Genomic DNA, 14,412 nt, shown 5'->3' on the forward strand with positions numbered 1-14,412 from the left:
TTCGCCCAATCCTCGCCCGGCCCACGGCATCCGGGAACGCCCGCGAACCACAGGAGATCGAATGACCAGCACCGAGACCACCCCGACGGCCGAGCAAGCGGGCGCCGCGTTCCACGCCCTGCGCGCCGAGATCGGCAAAGCGGTGGTCGGCAACGACAGCGCGGTCATGTACCTGGTGCTCGCGCTGCTGTGCCGCGGCCACGTGCTGCTCGAAGGTGTCCCGGGGGTGGCCAAGACGCTGCTGGTGCGGGCACTGGCCACGGCGCTGGACCTGGACCACGCGCGGGTGCAGTTCACCCCGGACCTGATGCCCGGCGACGTCACCGGCTCGCAGATCTACGATCCGCACTCCGCGGAGTTCACCTTCCGGCACGGTCCGGTGTTCACCAACCTGCTGCTGGCCGACGAGATCAACCGCACGCCCCCGAAAACCCAATCGTCGCTGCTGGAATCGATGGAGGAACGGCAGGTCTCGGTGGACGGGAAGCCGCAGCCGCTGCCCGATCCGTTCGTCGTCGTCGCCACCCAGAACCCGATCGAGCAGGAGGGCACCTACCCGCTGCCGGAGGCGCAGCTGGACCGGTTCCTGTTCAAGGTGGACATCCACCTGCCCGGCCGCGACGACGAGTTCCGCATCCTGCAACGCCACGCCGCAGGCTTCGATCCGCGCGACCTGACCGCCGCGGGCTTGCGTCCCGTCGCCGGCCCCGAACACATCACCGCCGCCCGCGCCGCGATCGCGCGGACGACGATCAGCCCCGAGGTGCTCGCCTACACCGTCGATGTGTGCCGGGCCACCCGCACTTCGCCCGCTGTGCAGCACGGGGCCTCGACCCGCGGCGCGACCGCGCTGATGGCGGCCTCGCGCGCGTTCGCCTGGCTCACCGGTCGCGGGTTCGTCACACCCGACGACGTGAAAGCCGTCGCCGTCGCCGTGCTGCGCCACCGCCTGCAATTGCGTCCGGAGGCCGAACTGGACGGCGTGACCACCGAGGGCGTGCTGTCGTCGCTGCTGCTGTCGGTTCCGGTTCCGGTGTAGCGCATGGTCGTCACCGGTCGGCTGGCCGCCGCGGCAGGCGTGGCGGCCCTGTTCGTCACCCTGGTCGTGCCCTCCGTGCTCGGCGTGGTCGTGGTGACCTGTGCCCTGGCGGCCGGGTTGCTCATCGATCTCGGTGCGGTGGGACGGGCGCGCGACCTGGCGCTGTCTCGCGAGGCACTCACCACGGTGCGACTCGGGCGCTCCGTCGAGGTGGAGCTCGTCGCGGTCAACACCGGAGCCCGCACGCTGCGCGGCACCGTGTGGGACGACTGGCCCGGCAGCGCACGCCCCGGAAACCGCGCGCACGAACTGGATCTCGCGCCGGGCACCAAGGTCCGCTTCCGCACCGCGCTCACGCCCACCTATCGCGGCGATCGGGTCGCGGGCCAGGTCACCGTGCGCCTGCTCGGCCCGCTCGGGCTGGCGGGCAGGCAGACGAGGCACGACGTGCCCGCCCGGGTACGCGCGCTGCCCGCGTTTCGCGCCGAACGGCTGTTGCGCTCGAAGGTCAAGCGGTTGCAACACCTGGAAGGCCGCAATGTGGCCAACCTGCGCGGGCAGGGCACCGAATTCGACTCCTTCCGCGAGTACGTCGCCGGGGATGACGTGCGCGCCATCGACTGGCGCGCCACCGCCCGCGCCACCGACGTCCTGGTCCGCACCTGGCGCCCGGAGCGCAACCGGCACATGCTGATGCTGCTGGACACCGGCCGGGTCAGCGCGGGCCGGGTTGGCGACGGCACCCGCTTGGACGCGAGCATCGAGGCGGCGCTGCTGCTCGGTGGCCTGGCCGCCGCCGCGGGAGACTCGGTCGACCTGCTCGCCTTCGACCGGCGAGCCCGCGCCGAAGTCCGGGGTATCGGCGGGAAAGGCCTGCAGCTGAAGCTGATGCACGCGATGGCGGGCATCACCCCCGCGCTCGTCGACACCGACAGCGCCGGGCTGGTGCGGGCGGCCATCCAGCGCACCCGCCGACGCAGCCTGGTCGTCTGGTTCACCAGCCTGGACGGCGCCGCGGTCGAGGAGAACCTGCTACCCGTGCTGCCGGTGCTGGCGCAGCGGCACCGAGTGCTCATCGTCTCGGTGACCGACCCCGATGTCGCCGCGGCCGCCACCCGCCGCGACGACCTCGCCGACCTCTACGCCGCCGCCGCGGCGGAATCCGTCCTCGCCGAACGCGCGCTGGTCCAGGAATCGCTGCGCCGCACCGGTATCGCGGTCGTCGCCGCGTCACCGGAACGGCTGCCGGAGGCCTTGGCGGACGAATACCTGGAACTGAAGCAATCCGGCGCACTCTGAGGAGGATCATGGCCCCATGGCCTCAGATCTCGCCGCCTTCGTCCGCGGACTGCCGAAAGCGGAGCTGCACCTGCATCTGGAAGGGACGCTGGAGCCGGAGCTGAAGTTCCGCCTAGCCCGGCGAAACGGCATCGAGCTGCCGGAGAAGACCGTGGACGAGGTGAAGCAGACCTATCGATTCCACGACCTGACGTCGTTCCTCCGGGTCTACTACCCCGCGATGCGCGTTCTCCAGCGCCCGGAGGACTTCCACGACCTCGCATTCGACTATCTGCGCCGGGCGCACGCCCAAGGCGTGCGCCATGCCGAGCTGTTCTTCGATCCGCAGGCGCACACCGGGCGCGGAATCCCGTTTCCCACGGTGATCAGCGGATACCGATCGGCGATCGCGCGAGCACGGCGGGAACTGGGGATATCCGCCGAGCTGATCCTGTGCTTCCTGCGCGATCACTCCGCCGAGTACGCCATGGCGACGCTGCTGGAGGCGCTGCCGTACAAGAGCTGGATTCTCGGGGTCGGGCTGGATTCCGACGAGCGCGGAAACCCGCCGAGCAAGTTCGCCGCCGTCTTCGAGCGCGCCCGCGCGGAAGGGTTCCTGCTGACGATGCACTGCGACATCGACCAGCCGGATTCGGTCGAGCACATCCGCCAGGCGCTGGAGGACATCGCCGTCGACCGCCTCGACCACGGCACGAACATCGTCGAGGACGACCGTTTGGTCGAACTGGCCGCAGCCAAGGGAATCGCGCTCACCTGCTGTCCGGTGTCGAACTCCTTCGTCACCGCCGAGATGAAGTCCGCGCAGATCGTCGGCCTGCTCGATCGCGGGCTGACGGTGACGGTCAACAGCGACGACCCCGCCTACTTCGGGGCGTACGTGGCCGACAACTACCTCGCACTCGCCGAGCAGGCCGGCCTCGGCATCGATCGGCTGGCCGAGCTGGCCAGGAACTCGTTCCGCGCTTCCTGGCTGACACCCGCCCGGCAGGACGCGTTCCTTCGCGAGGTGGACGACTACGTCGCGGCGAACGGCTGACCCACGCGCGGCGGGAACATCGGGTACATCGGCGCGGGCAGCACCCGGCGCTGTCGTTCGGCGATGACCGCGCCGAGGATCTGCGGCGGCGGGTAACCGGCCGGGGGTGCGACGCGCAGCCGCCCGCACACCTCACCCACCAGCGCCGTGCCCAGCTGGTGCCGCGCCGCGGGCGTCAGGGTGCGCAACCGCGCCAGGTACTGCCGCACCGCCAAGGCGAGTTCCTCCGGCAGTCCGGACAGATCGAGCTGCGCGCTCCAGCCGGTCAGCCACGGCGGCGCGATCGCGAGCGCGGGCGGGGGCAGCCGGCGCTGCGCGTGCACGACCACGGTGCCCGCGAGCACGTCACCGATCCGCCGCGCGTGCGGCGAGCACATCGAGGTGAGTACCGCGATGGCGCCGAACCCGCCGAGCATCCAGAAATCGACGATCGCGCCCGCCAGGCCGCGGGTGAGCGCGTGCCGGAAGTCGATCGGCCCGCCGTCGGCGCGCACCACGCGCAGCCCGAGCATCAGTTTGCCCAGTGTCCGCCCCCGCCAAGCGGTCTCGCAGGCCACCGGATACCCGACCAGCACGGTCACGATGGTGACCAGTATCACCACGTCCAGCCAGGCCGAGTCGACGCCCGCGGGCAGCAGCAGCGTGACGATCGCGAACAGCAGCACGAAAGCGAGCGTGCACTGGGCCAGCACGTCGATCAGGAACGCGCTCGCCCTGGTGGGGATCCGGGCGATCGGCAGCTCCAGGGCCACTGCTTCGCCGGTGGTGAACTCAGCCATGTCGATAGCATTCTTGCGACCGGCGGGAGTGGGAGGCAACCGAATGGACGTGGACGCATACAGCCTGGCGCACCGCGGGGCGTGGGACCGGCTCGACTACTTGTCCAAACGGAGCAAGCTGACCGGCGCGGAGGCGGACGAACTCGTCACGCTCTACCGCCGCACCTCCCAGCAGCTGGCACGGTTGCAGTCGCACAGCCCCGACCCGGAGCTGATCGCCGGGCTGAGCGCACTGCTGGCGCGTGCGCGCGGCCGGGTACTCGGGACCCGAGCCGACACCTGGCAGGAGATCGGCCGGTTCTTCGGCCATCGCTTCCCCGCGGCGCTCTACCGGTCCTGGCCGTGGTGGGTCGGCGTGGCCGCGGTGTTCTTGGGCGTATCGGCCGGCCTGGCCGTCTGGGTGGACCGATTCGAGTCGGCGCGCGAAGTACTCGGAATCCCGGCGGATACCGGAAGTCTCACCGCACCGGGCGGCGCGTTCGAGACGTACTACTCGGAGCATCCGCAGGGCGCCTTCGCCGCCCAGGTATGGACCAACAACGCGTGGGTGACCGCCATCGCCTTGTTCACCGGCGTACTGATCCTGCCCGCGGTCTATCTGTTGTTCATGAACGCGCTCAATCTGGGCGTCAGCGCCGGGCTGATGGCCGACGCGGGGCGGCTGGACTCGTTCTTCGGGTTCATCCTTCCGCACGGCACGCTGGAGCTCACCGCGGTGTTCGTCGCGGGCGGTGTGGGCCTGAAACTCGGTTGGACGCTGATCGATCCGGGACGGCTCAGCCGGGTGGAGGCGGTGGCCAGGCAGGGACGGGCGACCGCCACCGTCGCGCTCGGCCTGGTCGGCGTGTTGCTGGTGTGCGGCTTCATCGAAGGATTCGTGACACCGAGCCCGCTGCCCACGCCGATTCGCCTCGCGATCGGCTTCACCGCCGAGGCGTTGTTCCTGGTGTACGTGTTCGGGGTGGGTCGCCGTGCGGTCACGGAGCAGGCGAGCACGGATTCCGAGGCATCAAGCGATCAGCCGTCCGCTGTGACGCAGCCAACATTCAGCACACCCTGAGCGACGCAGCTGGGACAATCGGCAGCTACGCGGTGTGAGATCGGTTCGGAAGTCCCCCATTTGAGTTCCGCTGGCCGCAGCGAGTCCGGCTCGAGCTGCGGCCAGCGTTACCGTCAACTCTACACAATCGTTATCCCTACGCAACCCTCCCCGTCGAGGTCAAGCGTATAAAGCAGCGCTCCAGCAAACCCTGGTGGCCGCGCACTTTCACCCCCCGCCAGCTAATCGCATGCGACACGCGCGATCACTGTTTCGACGGCCCGGCACCGCCTCGGTGACACTCCCGAAACACTCGATGGGAATCGCCTCCGCAATAGCTCGGGAACTCCTCAGAGGCGTTAGCCGGGGCTAAAGATAGACCTCTCCATGGTTGCTGACATGGGCTCCTACCTGCACGTTCATTTGCAAGAATTGCCGGTTGCTGATCAGCACACCAAAGAAAGAGACCACAGGTTTGTTTACGCGGTAATAAACCGGGTAAGGACATAGTGGCGCGCGGAGAAGACCGGCCAGTTCCCCGACAGGCTCCGGATTAACCGGCTGGGCAAAGAGCGGTCGCTCACCCCGCCCAGGGGCCCGATTCAGCACCTCGGCCGCAACCGTAACGGGTTATGTGATCTTCGCCTCACCTGTGGCTACGAGGGCTGGAGCCGCGCGAAATCGACGCCACCACAGCCGAGTTCGAGAGACGCACGTCACAGTCCAGCGCTCGACCGGTTCCCGTTCCCTCGCCGAGGCGATTCGTCTGTGCACGGCTGGACGCACCACTGTGCACGGCTCGACGCACCACCGAGTTCGTCGATGCGCGGGCAGAACGGTGCGCCCCGGTCGGAGGCGGAAAATGACTCGAGTGGGCCGAGTCACTTGCTCGCTGCCCCGCCCTTGCTCAGCCGACGCGCAGGATCCCGGTAACCGTTCCTTGGAGCAGGTGGCCGTCCTGCGTGATCAGCGGCGCGGTTTGGAGAGGATCGTCGACGACGGTGCCGGGCAGATGGTGTGAGGCGGTGACCGCACCGGTTTCCGGGTCGAGCACGGTGAACGCGTACCCGTCGAGGGGCGTGGTGTGGTTCGCGCCGACGCGGGCGACCGTGTACAGCAGGCCGTCGGCGGTGGACAGGCGCGGTACGGCCGCGCTGCGCACCGTGTTCTCCCACACCACGCGGCATCCGTCGCCGTCCACATCGACGCGCGTCATGCCGCCGGTGAACGGCGCGCTCGGGGGCACCGCCGGTCCAGCGCCCTCGGGCAGCGCCGGGTAGGGGTATCCGTATGTGCTCGCCACGAAGACGGAGCGGCCGACCCCGACCGGCGAATTCTCGCTGCCCGCACCGCCTTCACCGAGCACCGGTGCCGCGCATGCCAGTTCGCCGGTCCCCGAATGGAATATCAGGACGTGCACCTGCCCGTCGGCGTTGTCGATGATGGTCAGGTAGTCCGCGCCGGTGCGCGGCCCGAAATAGGTGGGGGTAGAGCCGGTGCCCCAACTGAGCTGTCCCGGCTTGCGCGCCGATCCCCGGTCGTACGGCGCGCGCCACACGATCTCAGGAACGCCGGACGCGGCGGCGCGCAGTTCGTACAGCGCGTGCGTCGTGGCCACCGCCACCTGTCCGCTCGGCGCCGACGAGATGCTGTTGGCCACGCGCTCTCCCGCGGGCAGCGTGAGCGCCGTGACCTGCCCGGTAGCCGTGACGAACCCGGCCACGCCCTGACCGGACGCGAACCACACATTGCCCGACCAGTCCGGCACGAGTCCGGTCACCGCGTCTCCGGGCGGGAGCACCGGACCGAGATCGGCGAAGTCTTCGCCGATCAGCCGCCACGTCCCCGCCGCGTCGCGCTCGTGCCGGATGCGCAGCAGCCGGTCGGTGCCGTCCACGACCACCAAGCGATCGACCTGGTCGAGGTAGGCGTACACGCCGCCGAGCAGGCTTCCCCTGGTCAACGGCAGTGCGGCGAGCGAAGCAGCCAGCGGGCCCGGCGCCGCGGGGTCGAGCAGGTGCACCGTCGGGGTCTGTCCCGCGATCGCGGTGCACAGGGCGACCACGAGGCGGTCCGATCCTTCCAGCAGCGTGGGGCACGCGGAGGCCAGCGGATAGGCCGCCACCGCGCCCGCGGCGGCGGGCCCGGCGAGCGCCGTCACGTCCGAGGATCCGGCGTCGCCGTGCATGGTCGCGGCGCCGGGCGGCCCGAGGAACGGGTTCGGCGGCGCGAGCGGCCCCCATGGCGCGGCGGCCGAGGCGGGCCGACCGGGCAGCAGAGCCAGCGCGCAGGCGGCGAGAACGATCATCGGTCGGCGCATCGAGGTCGTCCTTCACAACGCGGTAGTCGAACGGATAGCAACGGAACAGTATTCGGACATTCGCCGCACCGTCCGGTACGGGCGGGCCGATACGATGGCGCCCATGAACTCCGTTCGGGCCCGCTTGTTGTCCACCCTCGCCGGTCAGCTCGGAAATCCCCACGGCGTGCTCGGCAAAGGTATCGCCTTCGTGCTCAATCGCGGCAACAAGGCCGCCATCGCCGGTGCGGTGGAGGCGGCCTCCGTCGCGCCCGGCGGCGCGGCGGCCGACGTCGGATTCGGCGGCGGCGCAGGGCTTTCCCTGCTGCTCGATCGGGTCGGCGCGGACGGTGTGGTGCACGGCGTCGAGATCTCCGCGGACATGCTGGCACGCGCCCGCTCCGGTCACGGAAGCGACATCGAGTCCGGTCGCCTGCGGCTGCTCGAGGGTTCGCTCACCGCACTGCCCTTGCCGGACGACAGTCTCGATGCCGCGATCACCGTCAACACCGTCTACTTCGTGCCGGACCTGCAAGCCGCGTGCGCCGAACTCGCGCGCGTGGTCCGGCCGGGTGGCCGTCTGGTGGTCGGCATCGGAGATCCGGACGCGATGGCGAAGCTGCCGTTCACCCCGTACGGCTTCACCCTGCGCCCGGTGCCGGAGGTGATCGCGGCACTGGAACAGGCGGGCTGCCAGGTCGAGCATCGGCGGCTCGCGAATACGCCGATTCCGCACCACCTTCTGGTGGCGACGCCCCGCTGACTCACATCAGCGCGCCGCCGTCGACCCGGATCTCGGTGCCGGTCATGTACCGCCCGTCATCGGAGGCGACCATGGCGACCACCCCGGCGATGTCCTCCGGAGAGCCGAGCGCGCCGCCATTGAGCCACCCGGTCATCCGGGAGAACAACTGCGGGTCGAAACCCTCGGGCTGAGCCAGGATGGACTTCGTCGTGATACCGCTGGTGATGCCGGCCGGAACGATGTTCACCGCGCGCAAGCCCTGTTTGGCGTACTCCAGAGCGATGGCGTGCGTGAAAGCGTTCACGCCGCCCTTGGACGCGGCGTAGGAGGCCAGATAGGGCGCCGCGCTGAACGCCGCGGTGGAGGAGATGTTGACCACCACGCCGCGCCCGGTGTCCAGCAGAGCGGGCAGCGCGGCCTGGGTCATCAGGAAGGTACCGGTGAGATTCACCCCGATCACCTGGTTCCACACCTCGAGCGGCATCTCGTGGGTGCGCGCGGGGCGGAGGATGCCCGCCGCGTTGACCAGCACGTCCAGTCCGCCGAGGAACTCGAGCGCCGTTTCGGTGGCGGTGCGCACCGACGCCGGATCGGCGGTGTCGACCTCGACCGTTCGCAGTCGCTCGGCGCCGTCACCCGCCTTCTCCGCGGTGGTGGCCAAGCCCGCCGCATCGATGTCGGCGGCGACCAGCTGCGCCCCTTCGTCCAGCAGTCGCAGGGCGATGCCCTGACCGATGCCGGATCCCGCTCCCGTCACCACCACGCGGCGGCCGTCAAATCTGCGCATGCCAAAAATTAGAACACGTTCTCATCGACCGTCAAGGTACTTCCGCGCTCTCCGGCGATCCGCAGCACCATGGCGGCCGTCGCCGCGGCGTACGCAAGACTGGCCGCTGCCGGACGGCTCGCCGGATAGTTGGAGCGATGGGTGACGACGACGCCGTTGGGCAGGGTGACCGTCCGGTCCGCAACGGTCGCGACGCAATTGCCGCCCGCCTTGGCCACGAGGTCCACGATCACGGTCCCGGGGCCGAGCAGGTCCAACTCCGCCTGCCCGAGCAGGCGGGGCGCCGGGGATCCGCGGTGCACGGCGGTACAGACGACGAGGTCGGGTGGCGCGGCGGCGAGCGATTCCAGCAGCGCCGCGTTGTCGTCCCGGTTCGGCACGAACTGCCCGGCGCCCGCCGCCGACGCGGCCGGCCGCTGTGCGAGGCGATTACCGACCGCTGTCGGCTTCTCGTCGCCGAACGTGCGCGCGGCCGCGATCGCGGCGAGTCCGGCCGCGCCGCACCCCAGCACCAGGGCACGGACCGGACGGATGAGCCGCGCGGGGGCGAGCAGCCGCCTACCTTCGGCGTAACCCTCCGCGCCCGCGATCCGGCTCATCCCGGACAGCGCATCGATCTCGGCGGTCGAGTCGTCGCGCGGCACCTGGTCGAAGGCGACCGATTCGATGCCGAGGCCACGCAACCGATCGATCTCGCCGCGACGGTAGTGCGGATCCTGGAAGCCGACCAGCGTGGTCCCCGCGCGCAACGGCACCGAATCCAGGTCGAACGCGGGCGGTTTCACCCAGACGACGATGCCCGCGCGCTCGAACACCACCGCGCGATCCCCGACGACATCCGCCCCGGTCGCGCGATAGGCCGCGTCGGCGAAACCCGCGCCTCGCCCCGCGCCTTCCTCCACGAGCACTCGAAGTCCCGCCGTCGAAAGGGTGCGGACCGCGTCGGGTGTGAGCGCCACACGAGTTTCCCGTGGCGCGGTCTCGCGAAGCACCCCGACGATCACCGCGCGGCTCCGGGCTCCGCTACCAAGGCGGTCAGGCCGCGATCGGCGAGCGCGGCGCGATAGGTGAGCCCGCCTGCGATATCGCGGATCAATTGCTCCAGCCGGTCGAAGAGCTCCTCGAGCAAAGCGGGCGATTCGTGTCGCGGCGCTTTGCGGGGAGCGAGAACGTTCAACCGGACGCCGGGTCGCAGCGAGCCGGTGCGGTCGAGCGCGACGCTGTCGACGCCGGCCACGGCGAGCAACAGGTCTTCCACCTGCGCACTGGTGCGTACACCCGCCGCGTCGAGGAGCGCGCGATCGAACACCACCGAGACGAACATTCCTTCCGGATTGCCCAGCGGTCGCAGGACCTCGGCCCCGAGCCGGGCGTTGATCGCGGCGATGTGGCCGCACGCCCGCTCGATCTGCGCGCGCATCAGCGCGTGATTGCGGGCGAAGTAGTCCTCGGAGGTGTGCTCGAGGATCGCGCGAGCCAGATGGGTGGTCTCGCGCTGGAACGAGATGGTGAGCCGTTCCCGGATCCGCTCCAGCCACGCGCTGTCGCCCGTGCATGCCGCACCCATCTTGCAGGGGCCGAAGGCGTTGTAGCCCTTGGAGTTGCCCGTGATGGTCAGCACCACGTCGTACAGCCGCCGGATGCCCTGCTCGGTCGGCACGTGCAGCGCGGCGACCGGGATGTGCGAGGCCACCAGCAGGTCGAAGGCCATGTCGCAGATGACGGGGACGCCGCAGTCGAGCAGCACCCGTGCGATCTCCGCCAGCTCGGCGGCCGTGTAGTCGGCGACCACCGGGTTGCCCGGCAGCGTGAGCAGCACACCGCACAGCTCGCCGGTCGCCCGCAGCCCGTCGAGGCAGCGGGCCAGCCGGGCGGGGTCGATCTTGAACCCGTCGTCCGGGGCCACCGGGCACGACACGATCCGCAAGCCGAATTTCTCCACGTGGATGCTGGAGCTCTTGTAGAAGCCCTCCGGGCACACGATCACCCCGCCCGGCCTGGCCAGGCTCGCGACGGCCTCCTCGAGCAGCATCGTGCTCGAGTACGGGCAGACGATCACCTCTTCCGCACGCACCCGGACGCCGGGGACCCCTTCCACCGGATGCGACAGGCGCCCGAACAGCCTGCGGGCCGCCAGCTCCCGCAGGATCAACGGCTGCCGCTTGTCGTAGAGCCTGCCGTCGAGATACTCCGCGGCGGGCGCGATATGCAGGCTCTCTCGCCACGCCCGGTCCAGCGCCGCGACGGCGTGCGCGTCCGGGGCACGGCCGGTCTCGCCGTGGTAGGCGTCGATGACGCCCGAGTGGCGCAGGCCGCCGGTCCCCGCGAACCAGGCGTCCCGCGAAACGTGCCCGCGCACTTGCCGTTTCCTGGCCTCGGAGCGATTGGTCAGCATCGCCAAGTCGGCGAGCGGATCGGTGAGCACGTGGCTCTGAGTCACGGAACCTCGCCTTCTGAAGAGTCTCCCGGTGCGGGCATGGTGTTCCATTTCTCCTGGAGCGCGGCGCGGAACAGGCTGCGGCAGTTGCCCTCGGCGAGTCGTTCGAATTCCGCCAGTGGCGGTTGCGCGACGATCTGGTCGACCACGATGGCCGAACCGGCGCGCCGGAGGTCGTAGAGTTTCTCGAACCGCCGGACCGCGAACGCGACGTCGTGCTTCAGCGCGGAGAAGCGCGTCGCCACCCGGGCCTGGCGCGAGTAGTCGTACTCGCCCACCGCGACGTAGCGGTCGTCGACCACGAGCATGCTCTGCGCGTTGCGGGCGTATTCGCGCTTGACCAGCACGCTCTCCACGCCCGAGCGCGCCTGCTTCCACAGTTTGTCGTCATAGGGCCAGACGTCGGAGATGTCGTCGAGCACGTACATCCGCCGCACATCGATCTTCGGCGGATGGGCCTTGTCGGCCAGGCGCAGGATCGCCGCGTGATAGTCGTCGCCGACGTCGCCGCCGATCGTGCCCAGGTCGGCGGTGTGGATCGCGCGCACCGACGTGGTGGCCTGTTCCAGGATCGTCAGCCAGTCGGTGACGGTGTTCCATTCCCATACCGTGGCGCTGCGCGAGGGAATCTGCGCGAGGATCTCTTCGGCGCGTTCCAACTGCCGGTCGGCGATCAGGCGCAGCGGTTCGATTTCCGCTCGCGCGCCGGAGGCGTCGATCAGACTCTGCGCGATACCCAGTGCGCGCGAGACCAATTCGGGGTCCTTGCCGAGCAGGACGTTGAATCGCATCCGCAGGTCGTAGTAGATGCTGCTGGTGGGGTCGGTCGCGGGATCGGCGCTGCCGTCGGTCGGCAGTTCCGCGCCGAGGGCGAGGCTCAGGCGTTCCCGCAGCGCGAGCGGCGGAATCCGGCTGCCGTTCTCGATCTGCTGAATCAGACTGCGGGAACAGCCCGCTCGGGTGGCGAGTGCCGCCTGCGTGTAGCCGCGTTCCAGTCGTAGCCTGCGGACCAGATCGCCGACCTGCTCATCCGAGCCGGAGCCAGCCATCCCGTGCCTCCCATCCTGCACCTTGCCTACGCATGCTCACGGCATGTCACGATGCATCATTCTAATCATCGAGTGGCAAAAGGCATCCGACGAATCGCGCTCGCCGAATTTCGTTGTCGAGCAGAGATCCAGCCGCATCCGACACCCCTGCGAAAAAGGCCGCCACATGAGCCCAGGAAGGTACCGCACCGGCTTTACCCCACAGCGAAAACCGAAATTTGCCCCGATTTCTGACGGGCATTGAGCTATGTGACTATCTAAAGTCATTGAAGCTTATCTACTATCATCACAAAGCGCTAAAGCTTCGTTGACAGCAAGATGTGGCCGCACCTAGCCTTGATCTCGAAGTCACCGCAATTCGGTCTCCGCACAACGGTTTCCGGTCTGCCGATCGCGGTGGCCCGATAACTCTAGGAGGTGCCGGATGCGGATACCTCGTCATGGCGCGGCCCGGCATCATCTGCGGCCAGGTGTGACCACGCGCCTTCCCGCTCCCGCCGACCTCCCGACGCATTCGGACACCGATACGGCCGAAGCACGGACGAATCCACCGCGTTCGGGCACGGTAAACCGCCGAGCGGCGGGTCCACGTCATCCCGAACAGCGTGAATGAGAGCGGATCATGGCACTCGACATCACCGATTCGATCATCACCAGCGACATCAGCCCGGAAACCGCCCGGCTGCTTCCCTCGTCCTCCGGCACAGCGTGGGAACTCAGCTGGCTGCCCTCCGTCTTCCTGACCCGCGATCAAGCGGTGAGCGGGATGGTGCTGGACGAAATGCTCAGCGATCCCGGCACGCTCACCAGCGACCTCGCGCTGGAACTGGCCGCCCTGCACGCCGCCGAGCTCGGCCTCACCCTGCGCGAGGTGCTGATCCGGCTGTACGTCCGCATCACCGAACGCGACAACGAAGCATCCCGCCGCACCCACACGCCGCTCCCCGCCGCCTGACCGCGACAGGGCCGGCGTCGGTGCACCGGCGTCCGGCCCTTGCGTGCGGCATCCGACCGGCGAACGATTGATTGTGCGCCGGCCGCCATCGCGGGCCGTGCGGTGTTCCGCCCTCGGTGGACCACGACGCGACGGCTCGGCGACACCGCGGAGTGATCGCTCCGCCCGAGGAGGAACCGATGTTCATCCAAGTCATTCAAGGCAAGGCCGCCGACCCCGCCCGATTGAATCGGTGCATGGATCGCTGGAACGAGGAACTGAAGCCGGGAGCCGTCGGCTATCTCGGCACGACCAGCGGACTGTGCGACGACGGCACCTTCATCGCGCTCGCCCGATTCGAATCCGAGGAGGCCGCCCGCCGCAACAGCGAGCGCCCGGAGCAGGGCGCCTGGTGGCGGGAGACCGAGCAGTGCTTCGACGGGCCGGTCACCTTCATGGACTGCGCCGAAGTCACGCAGTGGATGGGTGGCGGCTCCGACCGCGCCGGATTCGTGCAGGTCATGGAGGGTCACACCCGGGACGCCGGGCGGATGCGCGAGATACTGGCCCAGTCGGGCGACCGGTTGCACGAGGTACGCCCGGAGATTCTCGGCGGCACGCTGGCGACCTACGGCGACGACGGATTCGTCGAGACGGTGTACTTCACCTCCGAAGCCGAAGCCCGCGAACACGAGAAGGTCGAGATACCGGACGATCTACGGTCGCTGTTCGAAGAGGAGAACGCCCTCATGGGTGACGTCGCCTACTTCGACCTGCACCAACCGTCGCTGAGTTCGCCACAGAAGTAAACAGGCCCGCGACCGGCAACCGCCCGATCCGATCGGCGACTGCGCACACACAATCGAGCTGGTCCCACCCTTCGGCCGTTCCCAGCTTCGGGAAGAGACGCCACGGGTGCCGGAGCTGCTCCCGGAGGACAATGTCTTCTCTCGGTGTCGTTGACGCAGG

General features: G+C 69.2%; 13 protein-coding genes. 7 read left to right on the forward strand and 6 right to left on the reverse strand.

Annotated elements, in window-relative coordinates:
- Positions 1 to 61 precede the first annotated feature (61 nt).
- Genes ACZ6DL_RS08055 through add form a run of 3 tightly spaced genes read left to right on the forward strand, consistent with a single transcriptional unit; the run spans position 62 to position 3,374 of the window.
- Positions 62 to 1,039, forward strand: coding sequence for an AAA family ATPase (locus ACZ6DL_RS08055; protein ID WP_357962750.1), 978 nt, complete (start codon positions 62 to 64; stop codon positions 1,037 to 1,039).
- Positions 1,040 to 1,042: 3 nt separating this feature from the next.
- Entirely contained in the window at positions 1,043 to 2,338 is a 1,296-nt protein-coding gene (locus ACZ6DL_RS08060) for a DUF58 domain-containing protein (protein WP_466049898.1), read from the forward strand.
- 16 nt (positions 2,339 to 2,354) lie between these two features.
- A complete protein-coding gene (gene add / locus ACZ6DL_RS08065) occupies positions 2,355 to 3,374 on the forward strand; it encodes an adenosine deaminase (RefSeq protein WP_466049899.1) in 1,020 nt (339 codons plus the stop codon).
- Here add and ACZ6DL_RS08070 read toward each other — a convergent pair.
- Positions 3,353 to 4,153, reverse strand: coding sequence for an RDD family protein (locus ACZ6DL_RS08070; RefSeq protein WP_466049900.1), 801 nt, complete (start codon positions 4,151 to 4,153; stop codon positions 3,353 to 3,355). The two genes, add and ACZ6DL_RS08070, sit on opposite strands and share 22 nt — an antisense overlap.
- A gap of 43 nt (positions 4,154 to 4,196) precedes the next feature.
- Between ACZ6DL_RS08070 and ACZ6DL_RS08075 the strand changes: the two genes are divergently transcribed.
- Positions 4,197 to 5,213, forward strand: coding sequence for a stage II sporulation protein M (locus tag ACZ6DL_RS08075; protein ID WP_466049901.1), 1,017 nt, complete (start codon positions 4,197 to 4,199; stop codon positions 5,211 to 5,213).
- An 886-nt stretch (positions 5,214 to 6,099) separates the two neighbouring features.
- Here ACZ6DL_RS08075 and ACZ6DL_RS08080 read toward each other — a convergent pair.
- Positions 6,100 to 7,512 carry a hypothetical protein gene (locus ACZ6DL_RS08080; protein WP_466049902.1) on the reverse strand — a complete coding sequence of 471 codons (1,413 nt, stop codon included), beginning with the start codon at positions 7,510 to 7,512 and terminating at the stop codon, positions 6,100 to 6,102.
- 103 nt (positions 7,513 to 7,615) lie between these two features.
- Between ACZ6DL_RS08080 and ACZ6DL_RS08085 the strand changes: the two genes are divergently transcribed.
- Complete coding sequence (locus ACZ6DL_RS08085) at positions 7,616 to 8,254, forward strand: methyltransferase domain-containing protein (RefSeq protein ID WP_466049903.1); 639 nt, start codon at positions 7,616 to 7,618, stop codon at positions 8,252 to 8,254.
- Between the two features lies 1 nt (position 8,255).
- On the opposite strand, the gene ACZ6DL_RS08090 is transcribed toward ACZ6DL_RS08085, so the two are convergent.
- Genes ACZ6DL_RS08090 through ACZ6DL_RS08105 form a run of 4 tightly spaced genes read right to left on the reverse strand, consistent with a single transcriptional unit; the run spans position 8,256 to position 12,509 of the window.
- Positions 8,256 to 9,023, reverse strand: coding sequence for an SDR family NAD(P)-dependent oxidoreductase (locus ACZ6DL_RS08090; RefSeq protein WP_393231521.1), 768 nt, complete (start codon positions 9,021 to 9,023; stop codon positions 8,256 to 8,258).
- Between the two features lie 8 nt (positions 9,024 to 9,031).
- Entirely contained in the window at positions 9,032 to 10,027 is a 996-nt protein-coding gene (locus tag ACZ6DL_RS08095; RefSeq protein ID WP_466049904.1) for a Rossmann-fold NAD(P)-binding domain-containing protein, read from the reverse strand.
- Positions 10,024 to 11,463: a pyridoxal phosphate-dependent aminotransferase gene (locus ACZ6DL_RS08100; RefSeq protein ID WP_466049905.1), complete on the reverse strand. Its 1,440-nt coding sequence runs from the start codon at positions 11,461 to 11,463 to the stop codon at positions 10,024 to 10,026. The genes ACZ6DL_RS08095 and ACZ6DL_RS08100 overlap by 4 nt, the downstream gene beginning before the upstream one ends.
- Positions 11,460 to 12,509, reverse strand: coding sequence for a helix-turn-helix domain-containing protein (locus ACZ6DL_RS08105; protein WP_466049906.1), 1,050 nt, complete (start codon positions 12,507 to 12,509; stop codon positions 11,460 to 11,462). Before ACZ6DL_RS08105 ends, ACZ6DL_RS08100 begins: the two co-directional genes overlap by 4 nt.
- Positions 12,510 to 13,131: 622 nt before the next feature.
- Between ACZ6DL_RS08105 and ACZ6DL_RS08110 the strand changes: the two genes are divergently transcribed.
- Both ACZ6DL_RS08110 and ACZ6DL_RS08115 read left to right on the forward strand, forming a co-directional pair.
- Positions 13,132 to 13,464, forward strand: a complete 333-nt coding sequence (locus ACZ6DL_RS08110) for a hypothetical protein (protein ID WP_466049907.1) — start codon at positions 13,132 to 13,134, stop codon at positions 13,462 to 13,464.
- A 179-nt stretch (positions 13,465 to 13,643) separates the two neighbouring features.
- Entirely contained in the window at positions 13,644 to 14,252 is a 609-nt protein-coding gene (locus ACZ6DL_RS08115; RefSeq protein ID WP_391461037.1) for a hypothetical protein, read from the forward strand.
- Positions 14,253 to 14,412 lie beyond the last annotated feature (160 nt).

Source organism: Nocardia sp. NPDC041819, from assembly GCF_055590505.1.

What these genes read in the sequence shown, in the direction of transcription:
- ACZ6DL_RS08055 (WP_357962750.1), top strand. Translation starts at nt 62, where the DNA reads ATGACCAGCACCGAGACCACCCCGACGGCCGAGCAAGCGGGCGCCGCG.
- ACZ6DL_RS08060 (WP_466049898.1), top strand. Translation starts at nt 1,043, where the DNA reads ATGGTCGTCACCGGTCGGCTGGCCGCCGCGGCAGGCGTGGCGGCCCTG.
- add (WP_466049899.1), top strand. Translation starts at nt 2,355, where the DNA reads ATGGCCTCAGATCTCGCCGCCTTCGTCCGCGGACTGCCGAAAGCGGAG.
- ACZ6DL_RS08070 (WP_466049900.1), bottom strand. Translation starts at nt 4,153, where the DNA reads ATGGCTGAGTTCACCACCGGCGAAGCAGTGGCCCTGGAGCTGCCGATC.
- ACZ6DL_RS08075 (WP_466049901.1), top strand. Translation starts at nt 4,197, where the DNA reads ATGGACGTGGACGCATACAGCCTGGCGCACCGCGGGGCGTGGGACCGG.
- ACZ6DL_RS08080 (WP_466049902.1), bottom strand. Translation starts at nt 7,512, where the DNA reads ATGCGCCGACCGATGATCGTTCTCGCCGCCTGCGCGCTGGCTCTGCTG.
- ACZ6DL_RS08085 (WP_466049903.1), top strand. Translation starts at nt 7,616, where the DNA reads ATGAACTCCGTTCGGGCCCGCTTGTTGTCCACCCTCGCCGGTCAGCTC.
- ACZ6DL_RS08090 (WP_393231521.1), bottom strand. Translation starts at nt 9,023, where the DNA reads ATGCGCAGATTTGACGGCCGCCGCGTGGTGGTGACGGGAGCGGGATCC.
- ACZ6DL_RS08105 (WP_466049906.1), bottom strand. Translation starts at nt 12,509, where the DNA reads ATGGCTGGCTCCGGCTCGGATGAGCAGGTCGGCGATCTGGTCCGCAGG.
- ACZ6DL_RS08110 (WP_466049907.1), top strand. Translation starts at nt 13,132, where the DNA reads ATGGCACTCGACATCACCGATTCGATCATCACCAGCGACATCAGCCCG.
- ACZ6DL_RS08115 (WP_391461037.1), top strand. Translation starts at nt 13,644, where the DNA reads ATGTTCATCCAAGTCATTCAAGGCAAGGCCGCCGACCCCGCCCGATTG.